Here is a 24,703-nt window from a genome sequence, read left to right on the forward strand (position 1 = left end):
CTATCCCAAAAATCTGCAAAAAGAACTTACACTTAACTAACATTTCACAAATGATAAAGATATGTAAAATCTTGCAACAAAATACCAAGAAAAGTCAAAATATACTATAAGCTATATTAGTTTTCACCTAAGGATATGGTTTATATGAAATTCATTAAAAATCGTGTTGCAATTGCTATTTTATATAGCATTCCAGCGATAATAACAACAATTAGTCCTATTGCTTATGCACAAACAGATGTGATTGAAGTCTCTTCACAAAACGATTTTGAACGCGCATTAGCATTGGCAACCTTAACAAATAACATCAAGATTCGTCTTGCAAATGACTTCACTTTATTACCCAAAGTGGATCAAAATAGGCAGGAAATACCGTGGAAAATTGGTAACGTTACGATCGATAGAGCTAATCATATCCTCACTGTTCGAGGTTCGCCATTAGATATTACCGGCGATACAGTTATTCGAAATACCAAACTGAGTTTCTTACCTTCTCAGGGGTTAACGCTTGATCTAAATGCGGCAAACCAACAAGAAATCACCCAATATATATTTGTAAATGGTAACCGATTAGAACTCGATAATGTAGATACTCAAATGGGTACTGATGCGAATAAATTAAGCCGCCCAAATATTGTTATGGGTAGCGGTACGGGTGCGACAAAAGACGCTGGAAAAGCAGAACTCGTACTTAAAAATACGATTGTTAAAAATATTCTTGCAGGTAATCTAAATTCGAGTTCAAAACAAAGTAATACCAAAATTACGCTTGATAGCCATTCCGAAGTCTTGCAAGGAGTGTATTTCGGCTTAGACTCACCAAATAATGTGACCTGAGAGGTCACAGTAATCAGTGAAACAGATAAAGTAGGCGGATATATTGGCAACAATACGAATAGTACACTCGAATTAAAAGGGGTTAATGCACACCGTTCAACCGCAATCAGTGGTGTGAAGAATTTAAAGCTTACTCAAGGTACAGATCTTGCGCTAAGTGATTTGGAAGTTGAAAATTTATCACTTGAAAATGGCACAAAGCTAAATACCGAAAATACAAACTTCCCAATTTCAGTACAACATCTTAGCGGTAGTGGTGGTACCTTAATTGCTAATATAGATTCGGGTAGCATTGATCTTGCCAGTACAGCTGGAAATATTAACCTAGATATTAGAGGCTGGTTAGATCCAGATGAAACCTATGTTAATGTACAAGGTAATGCAGACGGTTTAACCGTGATGGCTTCACAAGCAAGTGATCTAAATATTGTAAAAGACGGTAACTCGTTTAAAACTGCCCCGTTGGATACGGTGACTCCACCGCCAGTTACCGTTACTCCGCCGGCTCAACCTATTCTACCAGTTACACCGCCAACTATAGTAACAGAAAAAGGAGATAGTGTTCAGATCGAAGAAAAACCTATAGCTGATACACCTTTAATTACCCAAAAAGGTTCAGCTGTTACTGAAGCAGAAAAACCGGTAGCTGATGTACCTTTAATTACTGAAAAAGGATCAAGTGTTGCTGAAGCGGAAAAACCAACGGCTGATGTGCCTTTGATTACTGAAAAAGGTTCAAGCGTGACAGAAGTAGAAAAGCCGACTGCGGATGTTCCGGAAACTACTCAAAAAGGGATAGGCGTTACTGCAGAAGCAAAACCTATAGTGGAACCGGTTGTACAGCAAACGTTAGCAAGCCTTACTGCCGAAAAACCGGAGGTAGATACTGAAGCATTAATTGCCGCACTGCGTCGAGCAGGAATGTTGCTGCAGCAACAGCAAAAAGCTCAGCGAATTTCGAATTTAGTCGAATCAAACGCAGCAGCGCAATTAAATAGTATTGCGGATGTGAATATGGATATTGCTCAGCAAGTGATTGAAAAATTCCTAACCGATGGTAATCAGTTCCGTGTATAGTCTAATAACACGGTTACGAATAGCTCTGCTTATCGTAATGCACCGCAACATTATGAAACAGATAGCTTCCGTTCTCAGTTAGGTGTAAGTGGTTTAGTAAATGCCAATACTCAGTTTGGCGCTATTTTAACCGATGTGCGTAATAGCAATGATTTTGCTTATAACAGCGGTAAACATCATTTGCAAATTGCTTCCGCATTTGTGAAATATCAAACAAATAACGGTACATTTGCTACATTGGATCTAGGCACGGGACGAATTAAAAATAAGCTAAAATCGGCAAACCAAACCGATAGCTTTAGCCGTAAACTTGTACAAACCGGCTTAACTTTAGGACAGGAACTAACTTGGAATCAGCTTGAAGCCACCGCAAAAACAGGTATTCGCTATAATCATTTAGACCATGCCAATTACCAATTGGACGGACTAAATGTGCAAGAACAAGCGGTCGATTTTGTCAGTTATTTTGCAGGCCTTGAATTAGGTTATAAATTTACGTTAGGTACTCAATTTAGCGTAAAACCATTAATCTCTGCAGAGTATTGGGTACATAACGGCGATGCGGAAATTAAAGTGGCGGATCGCGAATTCAGCTTAGAAACCGGCAATCGTCAACATTTGGCGGCAGGTGTGGAAATGGGATATCAAAATCTCAAGCTCAGCCTTTCAGCCGGTGTTACTGACGGTTCAAAAGTGGCGAAGCAAAATGTCGCAAAATTAAATCTGAACTACCAGTTCTAACCATATAAAAAAACGGATATTCATTTGAATATCCGTTTTTATTGTCTTAAATTAACTTAATAGCGAGAACCTATTCGGTGTATATGGCGATTGGTCGCAATTTTTGCTGATAACCAACCGATAAAGATACACGACACAATCAGGAAGAACATTTCACTAAAATCCAGACCGTTTAACTCAAATTTAACCGTGAACATATCGGTGACATATTTCACTACACCGGTAAAGTAGCTGATTAAAACCGCACTAAACAGAATTGCAAGTAAGCTACCGAAAAAGCCGTAAATCATACCGGTATATAGGAACGGACGAGCAATAAAGTGATCCGTTGCACCTAATAATTGCTGCACTTCAATCGAAGCCTTGCTATTTGCCACATCAGTACGCACCGCATTACCCACCACTAAAAACACCGCAATTAGCATCAACACCGTACACACCATTGCGATTCGAGCAATCAGCCAAGTTAAAGCGGTTAATTTTTCTAACCAACCGTTATCTAGACGAACCTCTTGTACACCTTTAATCGCTTGTAAACCGTTACGTAATTCAAGCATCGCATCATTAGCGGTAAACTGTTTTTTCGGTTTTAGGGTAACTACCGCCGGTAACGGATTATCATCAATAATATCTAAAGCTTCACCAAAGCCAGACCATGAACGAAATTCATCTAAACTTTGCTGACGAGAAATATAGTTCAATGATTCAACTTTATCTGCATCAAAGTGGCGAATACGTTCTACCACGGCATTCACATCATGTTCAGCAAGATTTTTATGCAAATAAATCGTGAGCTCCGGTTCCGGATAAAACTCTGTCGCTGCCTGATGGGTATTTTTCCAAAGTAAATAACTTACGGTCGGAATAGTGAGTGATACCGCAATCACTAATACGGTTAAAAAAGTTCCAAACTTACGTTTTAGAAGATCTTGCCATACAGAACGTAAGGTATAACGTGTTTGCGCGCCAAAGCTGGTATTAAATGAATGAGCCATATTGTTTCCTTAATTTCTGAAATGACCTTGCTCTAATACTAAGCATGGTTTCGGACGTTTTGAAATAATATTGGTATCGTGAGTTGCGACCAATATTGTTGTGCCAGATTGATTAAATTCTTCAAATAAGCGAAAAATCTCAAACGATAATTTTTCGTCTAAGTTACCAGTCGGCTCATCGGCTAATAATAAAATCGGACGATGTACAATCGCACGGGCAATATCCACACGTTGCTGTTCACCACCTGAAAGGTGTAACGGCAAATAATTGGCTTTATTTGCCAAGCCGACACGTTCTAAAGCGATACGCGCTTCACGCTCAACAATTTGCTGATTCATACCTTGGATAATCAACGGTAACGCAACATTATCCAAAATGGTACGATCGGTAAGTAAGCGGTAATCTTGATGCACCATCCCGATTTGGCGACGTAAAAACGGCAACTCGTGTGCTTCAAGGCGGGTAATGTCATGCCCGTTAAACATCACTTGTCCGCCGTTTGCACGCTCAATACCCATAATCAGCTTAAGCAAGGTACTTTTACCAGCACCGGAGTGACCGGTTAAATACGCCATACCGCCAACCGGCAGATGGAAATTAATCCCTTGTAATGCCGGTTTACCACCTTTATAGGCTTTACTTACATTTGTGAATTTAATCATTGTGTTTACCTTTTTCTATTACGCTTCCGGAACTAGCGGTCTAATTTCGCTGATTTTTTGCAAAAATATCTTTCTCCGCCTGTGCGTAATAATTGTTGTTATTCTTCGTGTTCAAATAATGCTTCGATAAATTCTTCCGCATTAAATGGGCGGAGATCTTCTATTTTTTCACCAACCCCGATAAAGCGAATCGGAATATTAAATTGGTCGGCAATCGCAAAGATCATACCGCCTTTTGCCGTACCGTCTAATTTAGTTAAGGTAATACCGGTTAAACCGACCGCTTCGTTAAATAACTTCGCTTGGCTAATCGCATTTTGTCCTGTACCGGCATCTAAGGTAAGCATAATTTCATGCGGTGCGCTTTCATCGTATTTTTTCATCACACGTACGATTTTTTTCAGCTCGTCCATCAAGTTGTTTTTATTCTGCAAACGACCGGCGGTATCAGCGATTAAGATATCAATCCCTTTTGACGCCGCCGATTGCATCGCATCAAAAATCACCGAAGCAGAGTCCGAACCGGTAGATTGTGCGACCACCGGAATATTGTTACGTTCACCCCAAACTTGTAACTGTTCTACTGCTGCAGCACGGAAAGTATCACCGGCGGCAAGCATTACGGATTTACCTTCCGCTTGGAATTTACGCGCTAATTTACCGATAGTTGTGGTTTTACCCACTCCATTTACCCCAACCATTAAAATCACATAAGGCTTTTTGCTCGTATCAATTTCAAGCGGTTGGCTAACCGGCTTTAATACTTCACCTAACTCAACTTTAAGTTGCTGATAAAGTAAATCCGCATCTTTTAACTGCTGTTTAGTTGCATGCTGCGTAAGGCTGTTAATAATCTTGGTTGTGGTCGGCATACCTAAATCGGCAATCAATAACTGCTCTTCCAATTCTTCGAATAAATCATCATCGATTTTTTTGCCACTAAAGAAATTACGGAAGCCGGAACCGATACTTTGTTTGGTTTTAACTAAACCTTTTAGTAAACGGCTGAAAAAACCGCCTTCGCTCGGTTTTTCTTGGTAATCATCCGCTTTCTGTTCGGCTTGCTTGTGTTCTGCTTTTTCTACCTCAAGCTCAACTAATTCTTCCAACTCTTCAAAGTTTTCTTCCGCATCCGATTTTGTTTTCACTTCACCCGCAAGTTCCGCTTCCACAACTTTTTCAACACGTTCTTCGATTTGCTGATGATGATTTACCGGCTCTGGCTCAGTTGTCGTTTCATTTGCAAGATTTTCGCCAAATTCTACCGCTTGTACCGAGCTTTCTTCAACCTCTTGCTCAATGTTTTGGGTAACATCTGTTGGCGGAATTTCAGCCTTAGCCGAATCAATAATTGAAACTGATTGTTCTTTTTCTTGCTCAAAAGATTGCTCTATCTTGTCCGCTGTCTCATGCAAAAAGCTTTTGGCTTCTTCGACTTTATCCTCAACAAATTGCTCAATTTGCTCTGATTTTTGTTCAACGAATTCTTCGATTTGTTCAATTTTTTGCTCAATCGCATCTTCAATGCGTTCAACAAAATCCTCAACTTGTTCCGCTTTTTGCTCAACTGAATCAACAAATTCTTTGATTTCCGGCTGCGAGGTAATTTGCTCAAACTTATCTTCAATTTTATCTTCAAGATCTTCTAATTTTTGTTCTACTGTCTCTTGTAGCTGCTCGGCTTTTTGTTCTGCTTGCTCGACTTTTTGTTCTAGCGTTTCTGCTGTAGATTCAACATTTTGTTCCGCCGGAACATCGTCTTGTTTCGGCTCATCTTTTTTACCAAAACCTAGCCAAGACCAAAAACCTTTTTTCTTTTCTGCCATATTTTTCTCACTTTTCCTTTAAAATGGACTAAACTGGCGTATTTTATCAAATAATCCTTATTTTTCCTTTAGTTAGTATGAAAAAAAATCGTAATTCCACTTTACAAAATAAACCGACCGGCAAAGTGCGTGTCATTGCCGGGATGTGGCGAGGGCGAAAGCTGCCGGTATTAAATGCGGAAGGTTTACGCCCGACTACCGACCGAGTGAAAGAAACTCTGTTTAATTGGTTGATGAATGATGTGGCGGGTAGCCGCTGTTTAGATTGTTTTGCGGGCAGTGGTTCACTTGGTATCGAAGCACTCTCACGCCAAGCACAAGCGGTTGTTTTTCTTGAAAAATTTGCAAATGCGGCAAATCTACTGAAAAATAATTTAACCTCACTTAAAACTATCAATGGTACAGTAATTAATACCGATACGCTGCAATATTTAGCCCAAAAAAATCCTGCTCAGGGGTTTGAAGTGGTATTTGTCGATCCGCCTTTCAATCACGGCTTTTTACCGAAGGTGCTAAAACTCTTAGCCGATAACCAATGGCTTGCCGACAATGCGCTGATTTATGTGGAAACGGAAAAGAACCATCCGCCGCTTGAATTACCAAACAATTGGCAAATTATTAAAGAAAAAACCGCCGGACAAGTAATAAGTCGCTTGATCCAATGTCTATAAATTTGACTTTTCTAACCTTTATTGGCAAATTAAGTCGCTATTTTTTACATAAAAGAAACAAATTATGAAAAAATTAACTCCAGATGAAGCGATTGACCTCGCTTATGATATTTTCCTTGAAATGGCGGGTGAGAATTTAGATCCTGCGGATATTTTATTATTCAATTTACAATTTGAAGAGCGTGGCGCCGTTGAAATGGTTGAAACATCGGAAAATTGGGATCAAGAAATCGGCACTCTGATTGACCCTGACGCATTTGCCGAAGTCTGGGTCGGCTTAGTAAATGATAAAGATGAAATGGACGATGTATTCGCACGCTTCTTGATTTCTCATGATGCGGATAACCGAGAATATCGCGTTATCTGGAAGGAGTAATTTAAAAGGAGATTTATGTCTTGTATTCCAAAACCTCAAGAGGTACCTGAATTTTCACAACAATTTCGTAATGCCATGGCGCATTTATCCGCTGCGGTCAGTATTGTAACGACCAACGGCGCGGCAGGTAAAATCGGCATTACTGTATCATCGGTTTGCTCGGTTACCGATACGCCACCGACATTACTTTTCTGTATTAATCAAAACAGCTCCGTACACGATATCATCAAGCAAAACGGTAAAGTGTGCATCAACGTATTAAGTCATGAACAAGAAGAAATGGCGAAGCATTTTGCGTGTATGCTGAATAGCAGTATGGAAGAACGCTTTGCTTGGGATATTTGGGACGAAGGGATTGACGGACAACCGGTGTTACGCGGTTCAATCTCGTCTTTACAAGGTGATATTGTTAACACCCATTCGGTTGGCACACATACGATTTTTATGGTGGAACTGAAACATATTGATGTCACCCCAAATACCGGTTTAGTCTATTTCGGTCGCCAATTTAAAGGCATCGAAATTTAAAAAAGTGATCTAATAAATCTTAGGTATTTTTGATATAACCGACTATTTTAGTCGGTTTTTTATTGCCTAGAGAAATCAGAGGAGTATAATTCAGCATTATCTTATTTTGTTAGGGAGGATCAATCATGCAAAACTTAATTTGCTACAAACAAATGCCGGTTTGGACCAAAGACAGCCTGCCACAAATGTTTCAAGAAAAACATAACACTAAACAAGGGACTTGGGCAAAATTAACCATTTTTAAAGGCGAATTAAAATTTTATGAATTGACTGAACAAGGTGAAGAAGTTAATAGCCTGATTTTTACCCCTGAAAATCAGCCTCCGTTTGTTGAACCGCAAATTTGGCATAAAGTTGAAGCGCTTTCCGATGATTTGGAATGTCAGCTTGCATTCTATTGCGAAGCAAAAGATTACTATACGAAAAAATATAACCTGACCACTACACACTCCGACGTGTTAAATGCGGTTAATTACGTGAAAGCCGGTAAAGCGTTGGATTTAGGTTGTGGACGAGGGCGCAATTCACTCTATCTGAATTTACTAGGGTTTGATGTGACAGCGGTAGATCATAATGCTGAGAGTATCGAATTCTTAAATTATATGATTGAGAAGGAGAATCTGAGCAATATCGAAACGGGTATTTATGATATTAACCAAGCGACAATTGGTAATCAAAACGGTAAATATGATCTGATTGTTTCGACAGTTGTGATGATGTTCTTAAATCGTGAACGCATTCCGGCAATTATTGAAAATATGCAGAAAAACACCAAAGTCGGCGGCTATAACTTAATTGTGTGTGCGATGAGTACCGAAGAATATCCATGCCCGATGCCATTCTCATTTACCTTCGGCGAGCGAGAGTTGGCGAACTATTATCAAGATTGGGAATTAGTGAAGTACAACGAAGATTTGGGTGAATTGCATAAAACCGATGCGAACGGCAACCGCATTAAAATGCGTTTCGCGACCATGTTAGCTAAGAAAGTTGCGTAATTTATCCATTTTATCCTAAAAATAAAGGTACTCGTCAAAGACGAGCACCATCGCAAAAATCTAAGCTTTATCTGTTGCCGGACGTTCAAATACCAGCACTTTCGCCTCTACTCTACGTAACAGAATCGTCATAATACCGGTAATTACTAAGTAAATCGCTCCGGCAATACCGTAAATAGTAATCGCATCGTATTTCGTGCCGTATAACTGGCGAGCATAGCCCATAATATCCAATAACGTAATAGTTGAAGCTAACGATGTACCTTTAAACACTAAGATAATCTCATTGCTATACGACGGTAACGCACGGCGTAATGCGTATGGAATTAAGATTTTCAAAGTATCTAAACGGCTTAAACCAAGTGCCGCACAGGTTTCCCATTGTCCTTTCGGAATTGCTTTTACCGCCCCGTGGAATAATTGGGTTGAGTATGCCGCACTATTTAATGCCAACGCTAACGCCGCACAAAACCACGCATCCGATAAAAATTGCCAAGCAAAGCTATCGACAATCCATTGGAATTGCCCCGGTCCGTGATAAATCAAAAAGAACTGGACTAATAATGGCGTACCGGTAAATAACATTAAATAACCGTTTACCATCACTTTAATCAGCTTATTTTCCATTGATAGCAAGAAAGTAAAAACCACTGCTAACACAAAGGCAATCAGCAACGATACGGCGGTTAAACTTAAACTGGTCGGCATTCCTTGCGCTATGACGGCTAAATAATCTTGAAACATTATTAACCCCCTCTTTCAAAGCGAGTGAAACGTTTTTCAAGTCTGGCAATAATTACTTGGCTAATTAAAGTAATCGCTAAATAAATTAATGCCGCCAAACCGTACCATGTGAAAGGCTGATGCTCATTGGTATTAATTAAATCCGTTTGACGCATTAAATCGTCCACTCCGATTAAGGAAATCAACGCCGTATCTTTTAATAATACTAACCATTGGTTACTTAAGCCCGGTAACGCGTGACGCCAAACCTGCGGCATAATAATTTTTAAAAACGTATGCGCACGACTTAGCCCTAATGCCGCACCACTTTCCCATTGTCCGTTTGGTACGGCTTGGATTGCACCACGTAATGATTGAGAAGCATAGGCGGCAAAAATTAAGGAAAGCGCTAATACCCCGCAATTAAATGCGCTAAATTCAATATATTCACCGGTAATTTTCTCAAGCAATTCGGTAGAACCGAAGAAGATCAATAAAACAACTAAAATCTCCGGTAAACCACGCAATAAGGCTAAAAAAACAGAAGTCGGTTTACTAATACAAGATTGTTTACTGGTCTCAAGCACCACAAACAACATTGAAAGTAATAAACCGACTACCAGAGATGCGAGTGCCAACCCTAAGGTCATTAGGGTTGCACTATAAATAAGCGGAAGATATTCTGAAAACATAAAAATTATTTAGTCATCCATTTATCGTAAATTTTTTGGTATTCGCCGTTCGCTTTAATTGCCGCTAAACCTTTGTTTAACTCCGCAACTAATTCGCTATTTGATTTGTTGACAGCGATACCTAAACCGTTACCGAAATATTTTTGATTGGTTACATTTTCGCCCACAAATGAAAGTTCAGCTTCTTTTGATAACATATCCGCTAATACCGCGGTATCACCGAAGATAATATCAATACGGCCGTTTTTTAAATCAAGTACCGCATCTTGTAATGAAGCGTATGATTTCGGTGCATACTGTTTTGCTTCTGCAACAACATATTGTTGGAACGTTGTGCCGTTTTGTACACCCACGTTTTTAGCTGTGTTTAAATCCGCTTTACCTTTTACCGCAATAAAACTTGCCGAACTATCATAATAAGCATCGGTAAATGCCACTTGTTTTGCACGGGCTTCAGTAATATCGATTGCTGAAATTGCGCCATCAATACGTTTTTGTTTTACCGCTTGAATTAAACCGTCAAATGATTGACTTTTGAATGAACAATTTGCTTGGATTTCTTTACAGATTGCATTGGCGATATCAACGTCAAAACCAATGATTTCGCCTTTCTCATTAGTTAATTCAAACGGAGGATAGCTTGGTTCCATTGCAAAAGTTAAATCTTTTGCTTGTGCTGAAAATGCGCTAAGCGCGAGAGCTGATACTAATAATAATTTTTTCATAATGTGTCCTTGCATAGTATTTATTCTGAGTGAGAAAGATAATTTTCAAATTGAGCAGTTTTTGGATTCTCAAAACAATCCGTACCACCTTGCTCGATAATTTTGCCTTTTTCCATATACACCACTTTGGTTGCCACTTTACGAGCTACACCGACCTCGTGGGTAACGATAACTTGGGTAATACCGGTTCCTTGCAGCTCTTTAATAATATCAACCACTTGTGCGGTAATTTCTGGGTCAAGTGCGGCAGTCGGCTCGTCAAATAATAACACCTGTGGCTGCATCATTAATGCACGGGCAATTGCTACACGTTGTTGCTGCCCACCGGATAACTGTAACGGAAAACGATCGGCAAATTCGCCTAAACGTAAACGCTCCAAATGTGCTTTAGCACGTTGAATCGCTTCTTCTTTAGCTAGACCTAATACCTTCATCGATGCTTCGATCAGGTTTTGCATCACACTTAAATGCGGCCATAAATGGTACTGCTGAAACACCATACCGACTTCACGGCGTAATAATGCAATTTCTTTGGCATCGGTTTTTGCTGAAAGATTGAATTTATGTTGTGCGATTTCAAGCGTACCGGATTGTGGAATTTCCATTAAGTTTAGCGTACGAATCAGGGTACTTTTACCCGCACCGCTCGGACCTAACAGCACTACCGTATCGCCTTTTTCGATATCTAAATTAATATCGAATAATGCTTGGCTTGAACCGTAAAAAAAGTTGACGTTGTGAATGCGAATTGCCATTCGTTTAAAATCCTGTACATTTCAAATAACTGAATGAATACTAATTTTTATTGCATAATTATGCAAGATGTTTTTATTGTGATTTTGTAAAAATTTTATAAAAAATAACCGCTTGCAATAAAATTAAATATAACAAGCGGTCATTTTTCTCAAAAGTTTTACCATTACTGGAGCAAGTGTCCCCACTCATGTCATCTACCTAATTCTTTCTTAGGTATTAACTTAACCCTTAAACATCATAAGTTCCCATTACACTTGCTGTGGCTAAGATATGGTCTTGCATTGCAAAATGTAGATCGTTAAAGCGGAAACCGGAAGTTAAATTGAGTTTGGTATCCAACGCATAAACAATAAGTTCATAGCAGTGTTTGCAATTCGGTGGTGCCATGCCGCCATAATTTGAAGCTTCTTCGATTGAGAAGTTGCCTAATTTACTTGCCCACGAGTTAGCGCCTTGTACAAAATCGGTTGCCGTTAGACTTTCGTTTTCGGCAATTTTGGTGTGCTCTAAATCGGCAATTAACCAATGAATCCATACAAAACCGCTTGCAGTAATCGCATCTTTATCTTCTAAAACAACAGCAAAAGATTTCGTACCTTGCGGTGCATCGCTAATTTCAAACGGAATGGAATAACTCGGCATTCCATTTGGACTAAATTGGCTACCACGTTTACCGTATTGGTCTTCAAACGCCCCATTTTTGATTGCTGAACTAATCACTTTCATCGCTGGTTCCTTATAGTCAATAGTTAAAAATTAACCTATACTATACGCCCATTTTTACTCGTAGGAAACCTAATGTTATACGCTTCTCTTGCCATTGTAATTGGCTTAATTTTACTCGTTTGGAGTGCAGATAAATTTGTAGAAGGCGCAGCTTCATCTGCTCGCCATTTTGACATGTCGCCGTTGTTAATCGGTATTGTGATTGTCGGTTTCGGTACATCCGCTCCGGAAATGATTGTTTCGGCATCTTCAGCGCTAAAAGGCGCATCAGGCATTGCACTTGGTAATGCTTACGGCTCTAATATTACTAATATTGCCCTTATCTTAGGGGTTACTGCGTTAATTAAGCCCATTATGGTAGCTTCGGAAGTGATTAAACGTGAATTACCCGTCCTGATTTTAGTCACCTTGATCTCGGCTTATATGCTGTTTGATGCGCAAGTCACCCAGTTAGAAGCAGTAATTTTATTAGTGATTTTCACCCTCTATATGGGCTGGACGATTTGGATTGGATTACGCAATAAAGATGATGCATTAGCACAAACCGAATCACTTCAAACGGAACAGCTACCGATTAAAAAAGCACTCTTTTGGGTTGTGATCGGTTTAGCATTTTTAATGGCAAGTTCACAACTGCTTGTATGGGGTGCGGTCGAAGTAGCGAAATACTTTGGCGTAAGTGATTTGGTGATTGGCTTAACGATTGTGGCAATCGGCACATCATTACCGGAATTAGCATCATCAATCATTGCCGCTCGTAAAGGCGAATCGGATTTAGCGGTAGGCAATATCGTTGGTTCGAACCTGTTCAACTCCCTTGCGGTTGTCGGTATTGCCGGCGCAATTGAACCGATGCAGGTAGAATCAGCAGTATTCTCTCGTGATATGTTAGTGATGTTTGCCTTAACGTTATTGCTGTTCTTCTTTGCTCACAGCTTTAAGAAAAAACAAGCTAAGATTACACGTCTAGAAGGCGGTATTTTCCTATTATGTTATATCAGCTATACCCTCTACTTACTTAAAACAGCGCTGTAATTATATTGAAATAGAACAATCGGTCGAGTTTGCAAAATTTTATGCAAATTCGACCGCTTGTTTGTCTTTATTTAGAATGAGTGTCGTCTAAAGGCACGATTTGTAATGTTTTCCCCAATGGCACCAGTAATTTCAGTAACGTACCAAGAGAAGGATTGGAACTTCCCTTTTCAACCCGGGCTATCATCGATTGTTTTACGCCACTTAGTTTTTCTAATTTACGTTGTGAAATACCTAACGCCTGTCGGGTCTCAATAATTTCAAGAATCAATTTAACGCGAAAATGGTTTTCTTCCATTTCTAACTCGTTAAATACTTCTCGCTCAAATGATGTCCAACTAGAACCAATGGGGCTCATCTTTTATCCTCTCCTGTAGATCTGCCAAACGACTTTTTGCTCGCTCAAGCTCACGCTTAGGAAGCCGACTACTGCTTTTGGCGAAATGATGCAACAATACAAATTGACCTCGCACAATACCGGCGAAGAGCAAACAATCGCTAATTGGACGTAACTGCCAAATACGATCTTCTAAGTGTTTAATATAGCTTTCGCCTGCTCGAGTGCCGTGCAAATGTAAAATCGTCAAATGATGACTAATTTTGTGCAAACGCTCTCGATTTTCGTCTTGTTGTTCATTAATAAATTCCTGCAGGAATTCCTTGACGGGTTCTCGCCCACGTCGGTCTCGATAAAAGACTATTTCATACATCGTTTTTTCTCCTCTGAATTAAAACGCGTAAATTTATTATGGCTTTATCGAACAAGTTTCTCAACATTTAAGGTAATTTTTTGTCAATCTTTACCATTAGCAATTAAAAGCTATATTCTCAGTAAGAAATCACTATTTTGCCCGACTTTATCTATTTGTATTACAATATCGTACCTTTTATTTGTTTCAATTCGTATGTTAAAACGTTTTATCTTTTTATTGGTTAGCCTTACGCTAACACTCTCCGCACACGCCAATTTATTTGGGAACGACCAACCCAAATATTTGAGCGGAGCCGAAGCTTTCGCTTTTTCTGCCACACCTAAATCTGATAAGCAAATTGATCTGAACTGGCAAATTGCAGACGGCTATTATCTGTATAAAAAAGAAATACAGGTCACGCCACAAAATGCTGAAATCCAGCCGTTAGCTTTCCCTGCTGCGGAAAGTTATCATGATGAATTTTTTGGTGATGTAGAAATTTTTCGTGATCAGCTGACACTGCCAATAACGTTCTCTGCCGCACAAGCAAATACTAGTCTTTCGGTTCGTTATCAAGGCTGTACCAAAGGTTTTTGCTACCCACCTGAAACGGTCACCATTGCATTAGACGGGCAACAAGCGGTCGATTCCGCACAAAATTTTGCAAAAAATAGTGAAAATTCAACCACTTCTCAGCCACAGGCTAATGCGCCAAAAGCGGAACAGGATCAGCTTGCCGAGAATTTAGCGAACAATCGCTTATCGATTTTTTGGTTCTTTGTGCTGGGTATCGGTTTAGCTTTTACCCCATGCGTATTACCAATGCTGCCGTTATTATCTGCGATTGTAATTGGCAATAAGCAACGCCCGAATACGTTCAAAGCGTTATTACTCAGCTTTGCTTATGTGCAAGGTATGGCGCTCACTTATACGCTATTAGGTTTAGTGGTGGCGGCGATCGGCTTACCGTTCCAAGTAGCGTTGCAAAGCCCGCCGGTGCTGATTTCGCTTGCGATTTTATTCACCATTTTAGCCGCTTCGATGTTCGGCTTATTTGAAATCCGTTTGCCGAATTCATGGCAACAAAAACTGAATGCGATGAGTCAGAAACAGCAAGGCGGCGCATTTGGTCGCGTATTTGTGATGGGAATGATTGCCGGTTTAGTCGCTTCACCTTGTACTTCCGCGCCATTATCCGGTGCATTACTGTATGTCGCACAAAGTGGGGACTTACTCACCGGCGGATTAGCGCTCTATTTATTAGCCTTAGGAATGGGAATTCCGTTAATTCTGATTACCTTATTCGGCAACCGTATTTTACCGAAATCTGGCGATTGGTTATTGAAAGTAAAAACCGCATTCGGTTTTGTGATGTTAGCTTTACCGGTCTTTTTACTTAGCCGTATTTTACCAAGCCATTATGAGCCGTTGATGTGGTCAGCGCTGGCAATGGTGTTTGTTGGCTGGTTGATTAGCGTGATTCCGAGACAAGGCGTCATCAAACAAGCGGTCAGAATTCTACTATTTTTTGCATTTGCGCTTGCTTCTTACCCTTGGGCGAATTTAGTGTGGAATCAAGGTAACAGTAGCCATTCGGCACAAGTAAGCAACCACTTAGCCTTTGAACGCGTGCAATCACTTGCAGAATTACAAGCAAAATTGACCGCCTCACAAGGCAAAAAAGTGATGTTAGATCTGTACGCTGACTGGTGTGTAGCGTGTAAGGAGTTTGAGAAATACACTTTTACCGACCAAGCTGTACAGCAAAAATTGGCTGAAATGGTGGTGCTGCAAGTGGATATGACCAATAATTCGCCACAAAACGATGAGCTGATGAAATACTTCAACGTACTAGGTTTACCGACCATTTTATTCTTTGATGAGAATGGTAATGAGCTGACGCAATCAAGAGTTACCGGCTTCTTAGAAGCAAATCAATTTTTAAGTTGGCTAAATCAGTTATAATCTTATGGCACAAGTTAATCGCTTGTGCCATTTTTTCTTAATCACAGATAAGTTTGCTATGAACCAAGACAATCATAAAGTCTTGGTACATCGAGGTTTTTCAACCTTGAATGTAATTACGGTGGCATTAGCCATTGTAGTGCTGTTTGAAATTGTATTAAGCGGGCTACGAACTTATATTTTCGCACACAGTACCAGCCGTATTGATGTGGAATTAGGTGCAAGATTATTTAGGCATTTATTAGCATTGCCGATATCTTACTTCGAAAGTCGCCGTGTCGATGACACCGTTGCGAGGGTGAGAGAACTCGGATCAAATTCGAAACTTTTTAACCGGACAGGCGCTAACCTCCGTATTAGATTTAATGTTCTCATTTATCTTCTTTGCGGTGATGTGGTATTACAGTCCGATTTTACGTCGTCGTCTAGATGAAAAATTTGCACGCGGCGCAGATAACCAATCATTCTTAGTGGAATCGGTAACCGCCATTAATACGATTAAAGCATTAGCAGTTACGCCACAAATGACCAATACGTGGGACAAACAATTAGCCAGCTATGTATCAGCGGGATTCCGTGTCACAACATTAGCAACTATCGGGCAACAAGGTGTGCAATTTATCCAGAAAGTTGTCATGGTAATTACGTTATGGCTCGGGGCGCATTTAGTCATTTCCGGTGATTTAAGTATCGGGCAATTAATTGCATTTAATATGTTATCCGGTCAGGTGGTTGCACCGGTGATTTGTTTAGCGCAACTTTGGCAAGATTTCCAACAAGTGGGAATTTCGGTAACGCGTTTAGGCGATGTTTTAAACTCACCGACAGAAAGTTATCAAGGTAAATTAGCCTTACCAGAAATTAAGGGTGACATTACTTTCCGTAATAGTCGTTTCCGCTACAAACCAGACACACCGGTGATTTTAAATGATGTGAATTTATCAATTCAACAAGGTGAAGTTATCGGTATCGTAGGTCGCTCCGGCTCAGGTAAAAGTACTTTAACGAAATTAATTCAACGTTTTTATATTCCGGAAAACGGTCAGGTACTGATTGACGGGCATGATTTAGTACTAGCGGATCCAAACTGGTTACGCCGCCAAGTCCGGGTTGTGCTGCAAGATAATGTACTGTTAAACCGTAGTATCCGTGACAATATTGCGCTTGCCGATCCGGGTATGTCGATGGAAAAAATTGTCCATGCGGCAAAATTAGCCGGCGCACATGAGTTTATTTCCGAATTACGTGAAGGATATAACACCATCGTTGGTGAACAGGGTGCGGGCTTCTCAGGCAGGCAACGCCAACGCATTGCAATTGCATGTGCTTTAGTGAATAACCCGAAAATCTTGATTTTTGATGAAGCAACCAGTGCATTAGATTATGAATCAGAGCACATTATCATGCGTAATATGCATCAAATTTGTAAAGGGCGTACCGTGATTATCATTGCTCACCGCCTATCAACAGTGAAAAATGCCGATCGCATTATTGTGATGGAAAAAGGATAGATTGTAGAACAAGGCAAACATACAGAACTACTCGCTGATCCGAACGGTTTATACCACTATTTACATCAATTGCGGTCGGAGTAAGGGGTAGAAAATGAAAACATGGTTTATGGGATTATGCGAATTTTTACAACGTTATAAAGTCGTTTGGTCAGAAGTTTGGAAAATTCGTCATCAACTGGATACACCTAACCGAGAAAGTTATGAAAGTGAGTTTTTACCGGCACACTTGGAATTAATTGAAACGCCGGTTTCAAAAAAACCAAGATTGGTAGCTTACTTAATTATGCTGTTCTTGTTTTTAGCATTAGTCATTTCAATCGTCAGTCACGTAGAAATTGTTGCTACAGCCTCAGGTAAGCTTGCCTTTAGCGGCCGTAGTAAAGAAATCAAACCGATTGAAAACGCACCGGTGAAGGAAATTTTTGTACAAGATGGACAATTTGTACAAAAAGGGGAATTGTTGTTACATCTAACCGCTCTTGAAGCCGATGCTGATCAACAAAAAAACCAAAGTTCGTTATCACTGGCAAAATTAGAACGTTATCGCTATGAAACGCTCTTAAACGCTATTGAAACGAATCATTTGCCATTAATTGAATTAACACATAATGACTTTAGCCATGCCTCGGAAGAGGATAAGACACGGATTCATCATTTGATTGTAGAACAATTCGAAGCATGGCAAAAACAGAAATACCAAAAGGAATTGGTATCAAAACGCCGAGAAGCCGAGAAACAAACGGTTTTAGCTAATATTCGTAAATATGAAGGGATAAGCCGAGTAGAACAGGAAAAATTGAAGGATCTTAAAAAACTGTTCAATTCAAAATCGGCATCAAAACACGATGTATTAGCGCAAGAGAACCATCATATTGAAGCCGTCAATGAACTTGCGGTTTATCAATCTTGCTTAAATGAGGTAGAAAGTGACTTACGCCAAGCAAAAGAAGATGCGCAATTAATTACGCAACTCTTTAAGGCGGATGTACTTGAAAAGCTCAAGCAAAATGTTGAAACGGAAAAGCAACTTAAACTTGAGCTGGAAAAAAATGAACAACGTCAAGTTGCATCAGTTATCCGAGCGCCGGTTTCCGGTACAGTGCAACAGTTAAAGACCCATACGGTCGGAGGTGTTGTTACTACCGCAGAAACATTAATGGTGATTGCACCGGAAGACGATGTTCTTGAGGTAACCGCTTTAATTCAAAATAAGGACATTGGTTTTATTGAAGTGGGACAAGATGCCGTGATCAAAGTGGAAACCTTTCCTTATACCCGCTATGGCTATTTAACGGGTAAAGTAAAAAATATCACTTTAGAAGCAATCAAGCATCCACAACTTGGTTTGGTATTTAACACAATTATCTCAATTGATAAGAAAACACTTTCGAGCAAAGAGGGTAAAGAGATCGCACTTGGATCAGGGATTAGCGTAACCGCCGAAATTAAAACCAGGGAACGCAGTGTGATCAGCTACTTATCAAGTCCGCTGGAAGAATCGATTTCTGAAAGCTTGAGAGAACGTTAAGTCACACCGGTATGTAGTAAGAGCAAGCGGTCGGATTTCACCAGAATTTTGCAAAAAATCAGTGAAAGCCGACCGCTTTTTTAGCTAAAAATTATTTAGCAACAATAATTTTTGAGCCGTTTGAAAAGACAATTTGGCGTGCATCAAATTGTGCATTGAGTTTCGCTTAAGGATCTTGGAACACAGCTTGCGCTTCTGCCGGTAATTCCGCCACCGGCACAGAGAACACTAATTCAGCCGTTGTTCTATGTTTTAAATTATCTTTAAACGTGACCGGCGTATCCTGTGTCAGAATAATTTTACCGTCATGGATATAATTTACCGCCCATTGCACAATACGAATATTATGCTTTGTTTTATTCTCAATACTATACTTGAAACTGAGCATCGGTTGACCTTGCGGATCTTGTGCCAGCTCATAACCGAAGAAACGTAACGAAACGCTATCATTAAAACGCTTTTGATTTGCCTCTTTGGCTGAAAGCGGTGCATTTTTGGTCACAGTTTTATGTTCGACAGTCGGTTGAATTTGATTACCTTACGCATAAGCATTCACTGCTAAAAGCATAGACATTGCCATACTTGTAAGTAATGTTGAGTATTTCATAATTTACCTCAATAGTTAAAGCCAAAAATATTACGCTATATATTAATCACAATATATATTGTCAGGTTTACGGCAAGGTTGCAATCACTGCATAGCCGTCTGTTTCCGCAATAATATCCACTTGGCTCTCTGTTGCGATAAAAATTGACTCGCCTTGTTGTAGATGAATTGCCTCTCTGCCTAAATCAATATATAAGCTACCTTTCATAACTAACAGAATGCTTGCACAATCGGCGGTAAAGTTTTCTTCATCAAAAGGTTTAAACTCTAGGTGTTGTAAGGCAAAATCTTTTGCTTCCGGTGTTGGGTAAAGATGAATAAAGCCATCGGTTTCTCGATAAGCCGGAATGATTTTAGGTGTAACCGGACGATAATCAATTGAATGCAGTAAAGCGGGAATATCAATATGTTTAGGTGTTAATCCACCCCGAATAACGTTATCCGAATTTGCCATTAATTCAATATTTTGTCCGCGCAAATAAGCGTGCGGTAAGCCTGCGCCTTGATATAAGCCTTCACCTTTTTTGAGGTAAACAATATTAAAGAAATAAAAACAAATAATACCACCGTCTAAACTATGTAGCGGTGAATTCATCGCATCAGAAATGTAGCATATCCAATAATCCGGATTATCCGGTTTCAGTTTTCCGGCTTGGTATTCTTCAAATTTTTCTTCAATAATCGGTAACAACCACTCAGAAATTTGTTGCTTGTCCGCTTGCATAATATCGGCATAAACCGAAGGTAAACCCTTTTCATCTAAAGCTTTGGCAATCGGTTTAAGTGAATCATGCTGTTCTAGACTCGCTTTAATATCAGCGATCGGTTTGAAGCCATATAATCCCCAGAAGTCAGAAAGGGCTATCATCATTTCCGGCTTATGGTTGCGATCTTTATAAACGCGCAGGGGGGCTGTAAGAGGAACACCTTGTTGATTTTCTAAGGCAAAACCATGTTCAGCTTCGGCTTTAGTAGGATGAATTTGAATAGAAAGCGGTTGTTTTATATCTAAAATTTTCAATAAATAAGGGAGATTATCGCCAAATTGACTTCGGCTTTTCTCGCCTAATAATTCGGGAGCCACTTGAATAACTTGATCCAAGGGGAGCCATTTTTGTTCAAATAAAATATCCGAGGGTGCCGAGGGATGGGTTCCTAACCAGTATTCCGCATAAGGTTTTTGTTCGGGCGCATCCAACTTCAAAAAATGCGGAATAAAAGTTGAACCACCCCAATCATAATGTTGAAATTTGCCTTTTAATTTAAAAATCATTTTTGTATCCTCCAAAGAAGTTTACAACTTTCTCTATATCTTCAGGCGTTTGAATACGTACTAATAAGCGTCGTCCGCTTTTTAAATCAATCACAATAATTTGTGATTGAGCTAAGTTAATTTGGTTAATATTAGCATACTCAAAAAAGACGTTGGCAAAAAAGAACCCTTGTTCTTTCAGCAGCAAACGAGGCGAACGTAAAAAGGTGACATAAACACAAAGTATAATGGAAAACGCCAATAAATAAATGGTTAACGATTCAATACCATTTTGAACCCCATAAACCATTGTAAGTGCAATCAAACCAATTAAAATCCACGCATCTCCTTTTACTTGGCGTTGTAATTGCACGACAAGTTTCGTTTCGCCTTTCAGTTTAGGCATAATCACTTGATCGTAAATTGCAAAAGCAAGTACGGCTACAATACCAATAAGAAGAATAATGTTTGTCATTGAAATTTACCACTTATCAATAGGGAGTTCATAAAAAACAAGCGGTCAAAATTTATTGAATTTTTGTAAAAAAATCCGCAAATTTTACCGCTTGTAAAATAAGACCACGGAAACACAAATTATATCTATGCTATCAGAGTAAGTCGGTTTCCGTGGAAAAGCAATATTAAGCTAATGCGCCTGTCGCCGCACCTAAGATACCGATAACAAAGAAAGCTACGATAATCCAAAGTGCATTTACACGGTTACGTAGTAACCACATACAAGCAAATGTTAATAATAACGGTAATAAACCCGGCATTAAGCTATCAAGAATTTGTTGTACGGTTGTTGTTTGTTCCGTACCGTCTTGCATTTGAATCTTAGAAACAACCAGTGGTACATTGATGCTTGTCCATTTCTGAACTAACGCCCCCATGATAAATAAACCAAGGATTGATGCACCTTCGGTTAATTTTTGTAGTAAACCGCCACTCATATCTTGTACTACGTCTAAACCTTTTTTATAGCCGTAAGTTACACCGTAGTAACGGGTCGCTAAACGAACAAGGTTAAATAATACGAAGAATAAAATCGGGCCAAAGATTGAACCGTTTAATGCAATACCCGCACCAAGTGCTGCAAATACCGGACGTACCGTACCCCAGAAGATTGGGTCACCTACACCGGCAAGCGGTCCCATTAAACCAACTTTAATACCGTTGATTGCCGCATTGTCGACCTCTTTACCGTTTGCACGCTCTTCTTCCATCGCAATCGTCACACCTAATACCGGTGCAGCAACGAATGGTTGAGTATTGAAGAACTCTAAGTGACGTTTAATCGCATCTTTACGTTCTTGTGAGTTTTGATCCGGATATAAACGTTTGATAACCGGTACCATTGAGTAAGCAAAACCTAAGCCTTGCATACGTTCAAAGTTCCATGAACCTTGGAATAAGTTTGAACGACGAACAACCGCATTCAAATCACTTTTTGTTACTTTTTTGATTTCAGTAGTCATAGTAAATTCCTTCTTAGTCTAAGCGATTGTCTAAGCTGTTATCAGCTGCTTGTGCTACCACAACTTGTTGGCTTTTGTTGTATTTAGGATGTAATTGGATGTAAAGCAATGCCATGATTGTACCTAATGCACCTAGTGCAACAAGGTTGAAATCAGTGAAACCTGCAATAACGAAACCTGCGAAGAAGAAAGGCATTAAGTGACCTGCACGCATCATATTGATAACCATTGCGTAACCTACTACCGCAATGAAGCCACCTGCAATTTTAAGACCTGTTGTCACAACCGGTGGAATTGCATTTAACATTGTTTGTACAACGTCAGTACCTGCTGTTAATACAACAACAAGTGCCGGAATTGCAATACGCATTACTTGAAGCATTAACGCACCACGATGTAACCAGTCTAAGCGAGCTAAGCTACCATCTTCGATTGATTTATCTGCCGCGTGTTGGAAACCAACGGTAATCGCACGCACCACATAAGTTAATACTTGACCTGCCGCTGCAAGTGGAATTGCTACTGCGATACCTGTTGTGATTTCTTGACCGCCAACAATAACAAGGATAGTTGAAACAACAGAAGCTAATGCCGCATCCGGTGCAACTGCCGCACCGATATTGATCCAGCCTAACGCCAGTAATTCAAGCGTACCGCCGATAATGATGGCATTTTTAATCACTTCTGCTGAGTCCGGCGCACCTACTGATAATGCTAAACCAACTAACGTACACGCCACGATTGGACGCTGGGTTTGCCATTCATCAAGGATTGAACCTGCGCCTGAGATACAAGCGGCAAGGAACACTAAAAGAATTTGTAAGAATGAGAGTTCCATAATAATTTCCCTTAAATTAAGTTATTCTTTTTCAATAGATCCATCATTGCTTGACGGCTATCGCTAGATACTTTACGCACTTCTAATTCAACGCCTTTTGCGTCAATCGCTTTAAATACATCAATATCTTTTTGATCCACGGCTACCGCATGGCTAACCATTTGTTTACCCTCTTTATGAGAGATACCGCCTACGTTGATTGAAGTTAACGGAACACCGCCTTCAATTAACGTTAATACATCACTTGGGTTAGTAAATAATAGCATTACACGATCATCAGCATATTCAGGGTTGTTATATACACGAATCATTTTCGCAACATCAACTACGTGAGTCGTTACACCTAGTGGAGCCACACTTTTCAGCATGGTAGAACGTACTTTATCTTTAGCCACATCATCATTTACTACGATGATACGTTTTACTTTACTTTCTTTTGTCCATACGGTTGCAACTTGACCGTGAATTAAACGGTCATCAATACGAGCTAACGCAATCGTCATACGGCGACCGTCATCCACAATTTGTTGTTGTGGTGCAGGCACTGCCTGTTGCGGTTGTACCGCAGGCGCTGCCGGTTCTGCTACTGCCGGTTGGTGATTTAATGAACGTACGCCTGTTGAGCCGGATTCTAACGCAACCTCAACCAATTCTTCTAGCGATTCAACATCATCACGAGCCATACACGCATTTACCAGCATTGGAATATTCACGCCGGTTACTACGTCCATATTGGTTTTGCCTTCTTGGAAACGATTTGCCGCATTAAACGGACTACCACCCCACATATCAACAAGGAAAAGCACTTGATCACAATGTGATAACTCGCCTTCCACTAATGCTTGATATTTACCCATAATAGTTTCTGCATTTTCGCCAGGCACGAAGTCGATATAGGCAACGTCTGACTGCTCGCCGATCAACATCTCAGTTGTTTTGAGAAGCTGCTCCGCCGCAACACCGTGGGTCGCTATGATAATAGCAATGCTCATTATTTACTCCTTAATGGGATTCTTATGAAATTTCTTTTCAAACAGAGTGAAAATCGAAGTAAATTGTAGGTAGATCTTTACATAACACAAATAACATTTGTTAGATTTGTGATCTATATCTCATTTATCTGATTCAGCTGATTAATTATTAATCATTATCATTTAACTTAATTTATTTATTAATGAAATTAATTTTCATAAATAGAGTATTTTTTGATTTCAGGGATAGTGGACAAAATTGAGTCTACAAAGTGGGTTAAAACCTTGTACTATAAGGCTTTATAAAAATGACTAAAAAATTGCATTTCCTGCTCATCTTTTAACCTCAAAAAATATGGCAAAATTAATGGTGTTCAACGCTATAAATGTCTTGATTGCCATCATAATTTTGTTGCATCCAAACGACTTAATTCACAAGAAATCTGGTTTAAGTATACCTCGCTAAAACAAACCATTCGGCAACTTGCT

General features: G+C 39.7%; 26 protein-coding genes and 2 pseudogenes. 12 read left to right on the forward strand and 16 right to left on the reverse strand.

Features of this window, described 5'->3' with window-relative positions; translation table 11 throughout:
* The first annotated feature begins 144 nt into the window (after positions 1-144).
* The 3 genes and pseudogenes from HMPREF0027_RS01640 to HMPREF0027_RS01650 all read left to right on the forward strand — a co-directional run.
* Entirely contained in the window at positions 145-837 is a 693-nt protein-coding gene (locus HMPREF0027_RS01640; protein ID WP_044024217.1) for a hypothetical protein, read from the forward strand.
* A gap of 114 nt (positions 838-951) precedes the next feature.
* Positions 952-1,914, forward strand: coding sequence for a hypothetical protein (locus HMPREF0027_RS01645; protein ID WP_005621621.1), 963 nt, complete (start codon positions 952-954; stop codon positions 1,912-1,914).
* Between the two features lie 42 nt (positions 1,915-1,956).
* Positions 1,957-2,655 (forward strand): annotated as a pseudogene (locus HMPREF0027_RS01650) (autotransporter outer membrane beta-barrel domain-containing protein); the annotation flags it as partial.
* Between the two features lie 56 nt (positions 2,656-2,711).
* Here the strand turns inward: HMPREF0027_RS01650 and ftsX are convergent.
* The 3 genes from ftsX to ftsY form a co-directional block, all read right to left on the reverse strand.
* Positions 2,712-3,650, reverse strand: a complete 939-nt coding sequence (gene ftsX / locus HMPREF0027_RS01655; RefSeq protein WP_005621626.1) for a permease-like cell division protein FtsX — start codon at positions 3,648-3,650, stop codon at positions 2,712-2,714.
* Between the two features lie 9 nt (positions 3,651-3,659).
* The gene (gene ftsE, locus HMPREF0027_RS01660) at positions 3,660-4,313 is read right to left on the reverse strand and encodes a cell division ATP-binding protein FtsE (protein WP_005621628.1); all 654 of its coding nucleotides are present in this window, start codon (positions 4,311-4,313) and stop codon (positions 3,660-3,662) included.
* A gap of 98 nt (positions 4,314-4,411) precedes the next feature.
* Positions 4,412-6,139 carry a signal recognition particle-docking protein FtsY gene (gene ftsY, locus HMPREF0027_RS01665; RefSeq protein WP_005621630.1) on the reverse strand — a complete coding sequence of 576 codons (1,728 nt, stop codon included), beginning with the start codon at positions 6,137-6,139 and terminating at the stop codon, positions 4,412-4,414.
* Between the two features lie 77 nt (positions 6,140-6,216).
* Here ftsY and rsmD point away from each other — a divergent pair, with 77 nt between their 5' ends.
* The 4 genes from rsmD (at position 6,217) to tehB (ending at position 8,712) form a co-directional block, all read left to right on the forward strand.
* On the forward strand, positions 6,217-6,810 hold the full coding sequence (gene rsmD, locus HMPREF0027_RS01670) for a 16S rRNA (guanine(966)-N(2))-methyltransferase RsmD (protein ID WP_005621632.1): 594 nt from the start codon (positions 6,217-6,219) through the stop codon (positions 6,808-6,810).
* Between the two features lie 64 nt (positions 6,811-6,874).
* Complete coding sequence (locus tag HMPREF0027_RS01675) at positions 6,875-7,186, forward strand: HI1450 family dsDNA-mimic protein (protein ID WP_005621634.1); 312 nt, start codon at positions 6,875-6,877, stop codon at positions 7,184-7,186.
* A gap of 15 nt (positions 7,187-7,201) precedes the next feature.
* On the forward strand, positions 7,202-7,714 hold the full coding sequence (gene hpaC, locus HMPREF0027_RS01680; RefSeq protein ID WP_005621636.1) for a 4-hydroxyphenylacetate 3-monooxygenase, reductase component: 513 nt from the start codon (positions 7,202-7,204) through the stop codon (positions 7,712-7,714).
* 125 nt (positions 7,715-7,839) lie between these two features.
* On the forward strand, positions 7,840-8,712 hold the full coding sequence (gene tehB, locus HMPREF0027_RS01685) for an SAM-dependent methyltransferase TehB (RefSeq protein ID WP_005621638.1): 873 nt from the start codon (positions 7,840-7,842) through the stop codon (positions 8,710-8,712).
* A gap of 60 nt (positions 8,713-8,772) precedes the next feature.
* Here the strand turns inward: tehB and artM are convergent, their stop codons facing one another.
* The 5 genes from artM to HMPREF0027_RS01710 all read right to left on the reverse strand — a co-directional run bounded on the left by artM (position 8,773) and on the right by HMPREF0027_RS01710 (position 12,334).
* Positions 8,773-9,456, reverse strand: a complete 684-nt coding sequence (artM, locus tag HMPREF0027_RS01690; protein ID WP_005621640.1) for an arginine ABC transporter permease ArtM — start codon at positions 9,454-9,456, stop codon at positions 8,773-8,775.
* 2 nt (positions 9,457-9,458) lie between these two features.
* A complete protein-coding gene (gene artQ, locus HMPREF0027_RS01695; protein WP_005621642.1) occupies positions 9,459-10,127 on the reverse strand; it encodes an arginine ABC transporter permease ArtQ in 669 nt (222 codons plus the stop codon).
* Positions 10,128-10,132: 5 nt separating this feature from the next.
* Positions 10,133-10,852, reverse strand: coding sequence for a transporter substrate-binding domain-containing protein (locus tag HMPREF0027_RS01700; protein ID WP_044024218.1), 720 nt, complete (start codon positions 10,850-10,852; stop codon positions 10,133-10,135).
* A gap of 20 nt (positions 10,853-10,872) precedes the next feature.
* Positions 10,873-11,607, reverse strand: a complete 735-nt coding sequence (gene artP / locus HMPREF0027_RS01705) for an arginine ABC transporter ATP-binding protein ArtP (RefSeq protein WP_005621647.1) — start codon at positions 11,605-11,607, stop codon at positions 10,873-10,875.
* 229 nt (positions 11,608-11,836) lie between these two features.
* Positions 11,837-12,334, reverse strand: a complete 498-nt coding sequence (locus HMPREF0027_RS01710; RefSeq protein WP_005621651.1) for a YbhB/YbcL family Raf kinase inhibitor-like protein — start codon at positions 12,332-12,334, stop codon at positions 11,837-11,839.
* Between the two features lie 72 nt (positions 12,335-12,406).
* Here HMPREF0027_RS01710 and HMPREF0027_RS01715 point away from each other — a divergent pair, with 72 nt between their 5' ends.
* Entirely contained in the window at positions 12,407-13,369 is a 963-nt protein-coding gene (locus tag HMPREF0027_RS01715) for a calcium/sodium antiporter (protein ID WP_005621654.1), read from the forward strand.
* A gap of 67 nt (positions 13,370-13,436) precedes the next feature.
* On the opposite strand, the gene HMPREF0027_RS01720 is transcribed toward HMPREF0027_RS01715, so the two are convergent.
* Together HMPREF0027_RS01720 and HMPREF0027_RS01725 are read right to left on the reverse strand one after the other, a co-directional pair.
* Positions 13,437-13,727, reverse strand: a complete 291-nt coding sequence (locus HMPREF0027_RS01720) for a helix-turn-helix domain-containing protein (RefSeq protein ID WP_005621656.1) — start codon at positions 13,725-13,727, stop codon at positions 13,437-13,439.
* Entirely contained in the window at positions 13,708-14,079 is a 372-nt protein-coding gene (locus HMPREF0027_RS01725; RefSeq protein ID WP_005621659.1) for a type II toxin-antitoxin system RelE/ParE family toxin, read from the reverse strand. The genes HMPREF0027_RS01720 and HMPREF0027_RS01725 overlap by 20 nt, the downstream gene beginning before the upstream one ends.
* A gap of 195 nt (positions 14,080-14,274) precedes the next feature.
* On the opposite strand from HMPREF0027_RS01725, the gene HMPREF0027_RS01730 reads away from it, so the two are divergent.
* The 3 genes and pseudogenes from HMPREF0027_RS01730 (at position 14,275) to HMPREF0027_RS01740 (ending at position 19,068) form a co-directional block, all read left to right on the forward strand.
* Positions 14,275-16,026 carry a protein-disulfide reductase DsbD gene (locus HMPREF0027_RS01730; RefSeq protein ID WP_005621661.1) on the forward strand — a complete coding sequence of 584 codons (1,752 nt, stop codon included), beginning with the start codon at positions 14,275-14,277 and terminating at the stop codon, positions 16,024-16,026.
* Positions 16,027-16,102: 76 nt separating this feature from the next.
* Positions 16,103-17,621 (forward strand): annotated as a pseudogene (locus tag HMPREF0027_RS01735) (ABC transporter transmembrane domain-containing protein); the annotation flags it as partial.
* A 10-nt stretch (positions 17,622-17,631) separates the two neighbouring features.
* On the forward strand, positions 17,632-19,068 hold the full coding sequence (locus HMPREF0027_RS01740) for an HlyD family type I secretion periplasmic adaptor subunit (RefSeq protein WP_005621664.1): 1,437 nt from the start codon (positions 17,632-17,634) through the stop codon (positions 19,066-19,068).
* A 166-nt stretch (positions 19,069-19,234) separates the two neighbouring features.
* Here the strand turns inward: HMPREF0027_RS01740 and HMPREF0027_RS01745 are convergent, their stop codons facing one another.
* The 6 genes from HMPREF0027_RS01745 to manX form a co-directional block, all read right to left on the reverse strand.
* The gene (locus HMPREF0027_RS01745) at positions 19,235-19,570 is read right to left on the reverse strand and encodes a hypothetical protein (RefSeq protein WP_005621665.1); all 336 of its coding nucleotides are present in this window, start codon (positions 19,568-19,570) and stop codon (positions 19,235-19,237) included.
* Between the two features lie 172 nt (positions 19,571-19,742).
* Positions 19,743-20,948, reverse strand: a complete 1,206-nt coding sequence (gene manA / locus HMPREF0027_RS01750; protein ID WP_005621666.1) for a mannose-6-phosphate isomerase, class I — start codon at positions 20,946-20,948, stop codon at positions 19,743-19,745.
* Complete coding sequence (locus tag HMPREF0027_RS01755) at positions 20,938-21,402, reverse strand: DUF986 family protein (RefSeq protein ID WP_005621667.1); 465 nt, start codon at positions 21,400-21,402, stop codon at positions 20,938-20,940. The genes manA and HMPREF0027_RS01755 overlap by 11 nt, the downstream gene beginning before the upstream one ends.
* 166 nt (positions 21,403-21,568) lie before the next feature.
* The gene (locus HMPREF0027_RS01760; protein ID WP_005621668.1) at positions 21,569-22,405 is read right to left on the reverse strand and encodes a PTS mannose transporter subunit IID; all 837 of its coding nucleotides are present in this window, start codon (positions 22,403-22,405) and stop codon (positions 21,569-21,571) included.
* Between the two features lie 13 nt (positions 22,406-22,418).
* On the reverse strand, positions 22,419-23,243 hold the full coding sequence (locus HMPREF0027_RS01765; protein WP_005621669.1) for a PTS mannose/fructose/sorbose transporter subunit IIC: 825 nt from the start codon (positions 23,241-23,243) through the stop codon (positions 22,419-22,421).
* 11 nt (positions 23,244-23,254) lie between these two features.
* Entirely contained in the window at positions 23,255-24,235 is a 981-nt protein-coding gene (gene manX / locus HMPREF0027_RS01770) for a PTS mannose transporter subunit IIAB (protein ID WP_005621670.1), read from the reverse strand.
* Positions 24,236-24,538: 303 nt separating this feature from the next.
* Between manX and HMPREF0027_RS13085 the strand changes: the two genes are divergently transcribed.
* Positions 24,539-24,703: IS1/IS1595 family N-terminal zinc-binding domain-containing protein (locus tag HMPREF0027_RS13085; RefSeq protein ID WP_420834420.1), on the forward strand; the 165-nt coding region annotated here is incomplete at its 3' end.

The sequence above is a fragment of the Actinobacillus ureae ATCC 25976 genome (assembly GCF_000188255.1).
Classification (GTDB): domain Bacteria; phylum Pseudomonadota; class Gammaproteobacteria; order Enterobacterales; family Pasteurellaceae; genus Actinobacillus; species Actinobacillus ureae.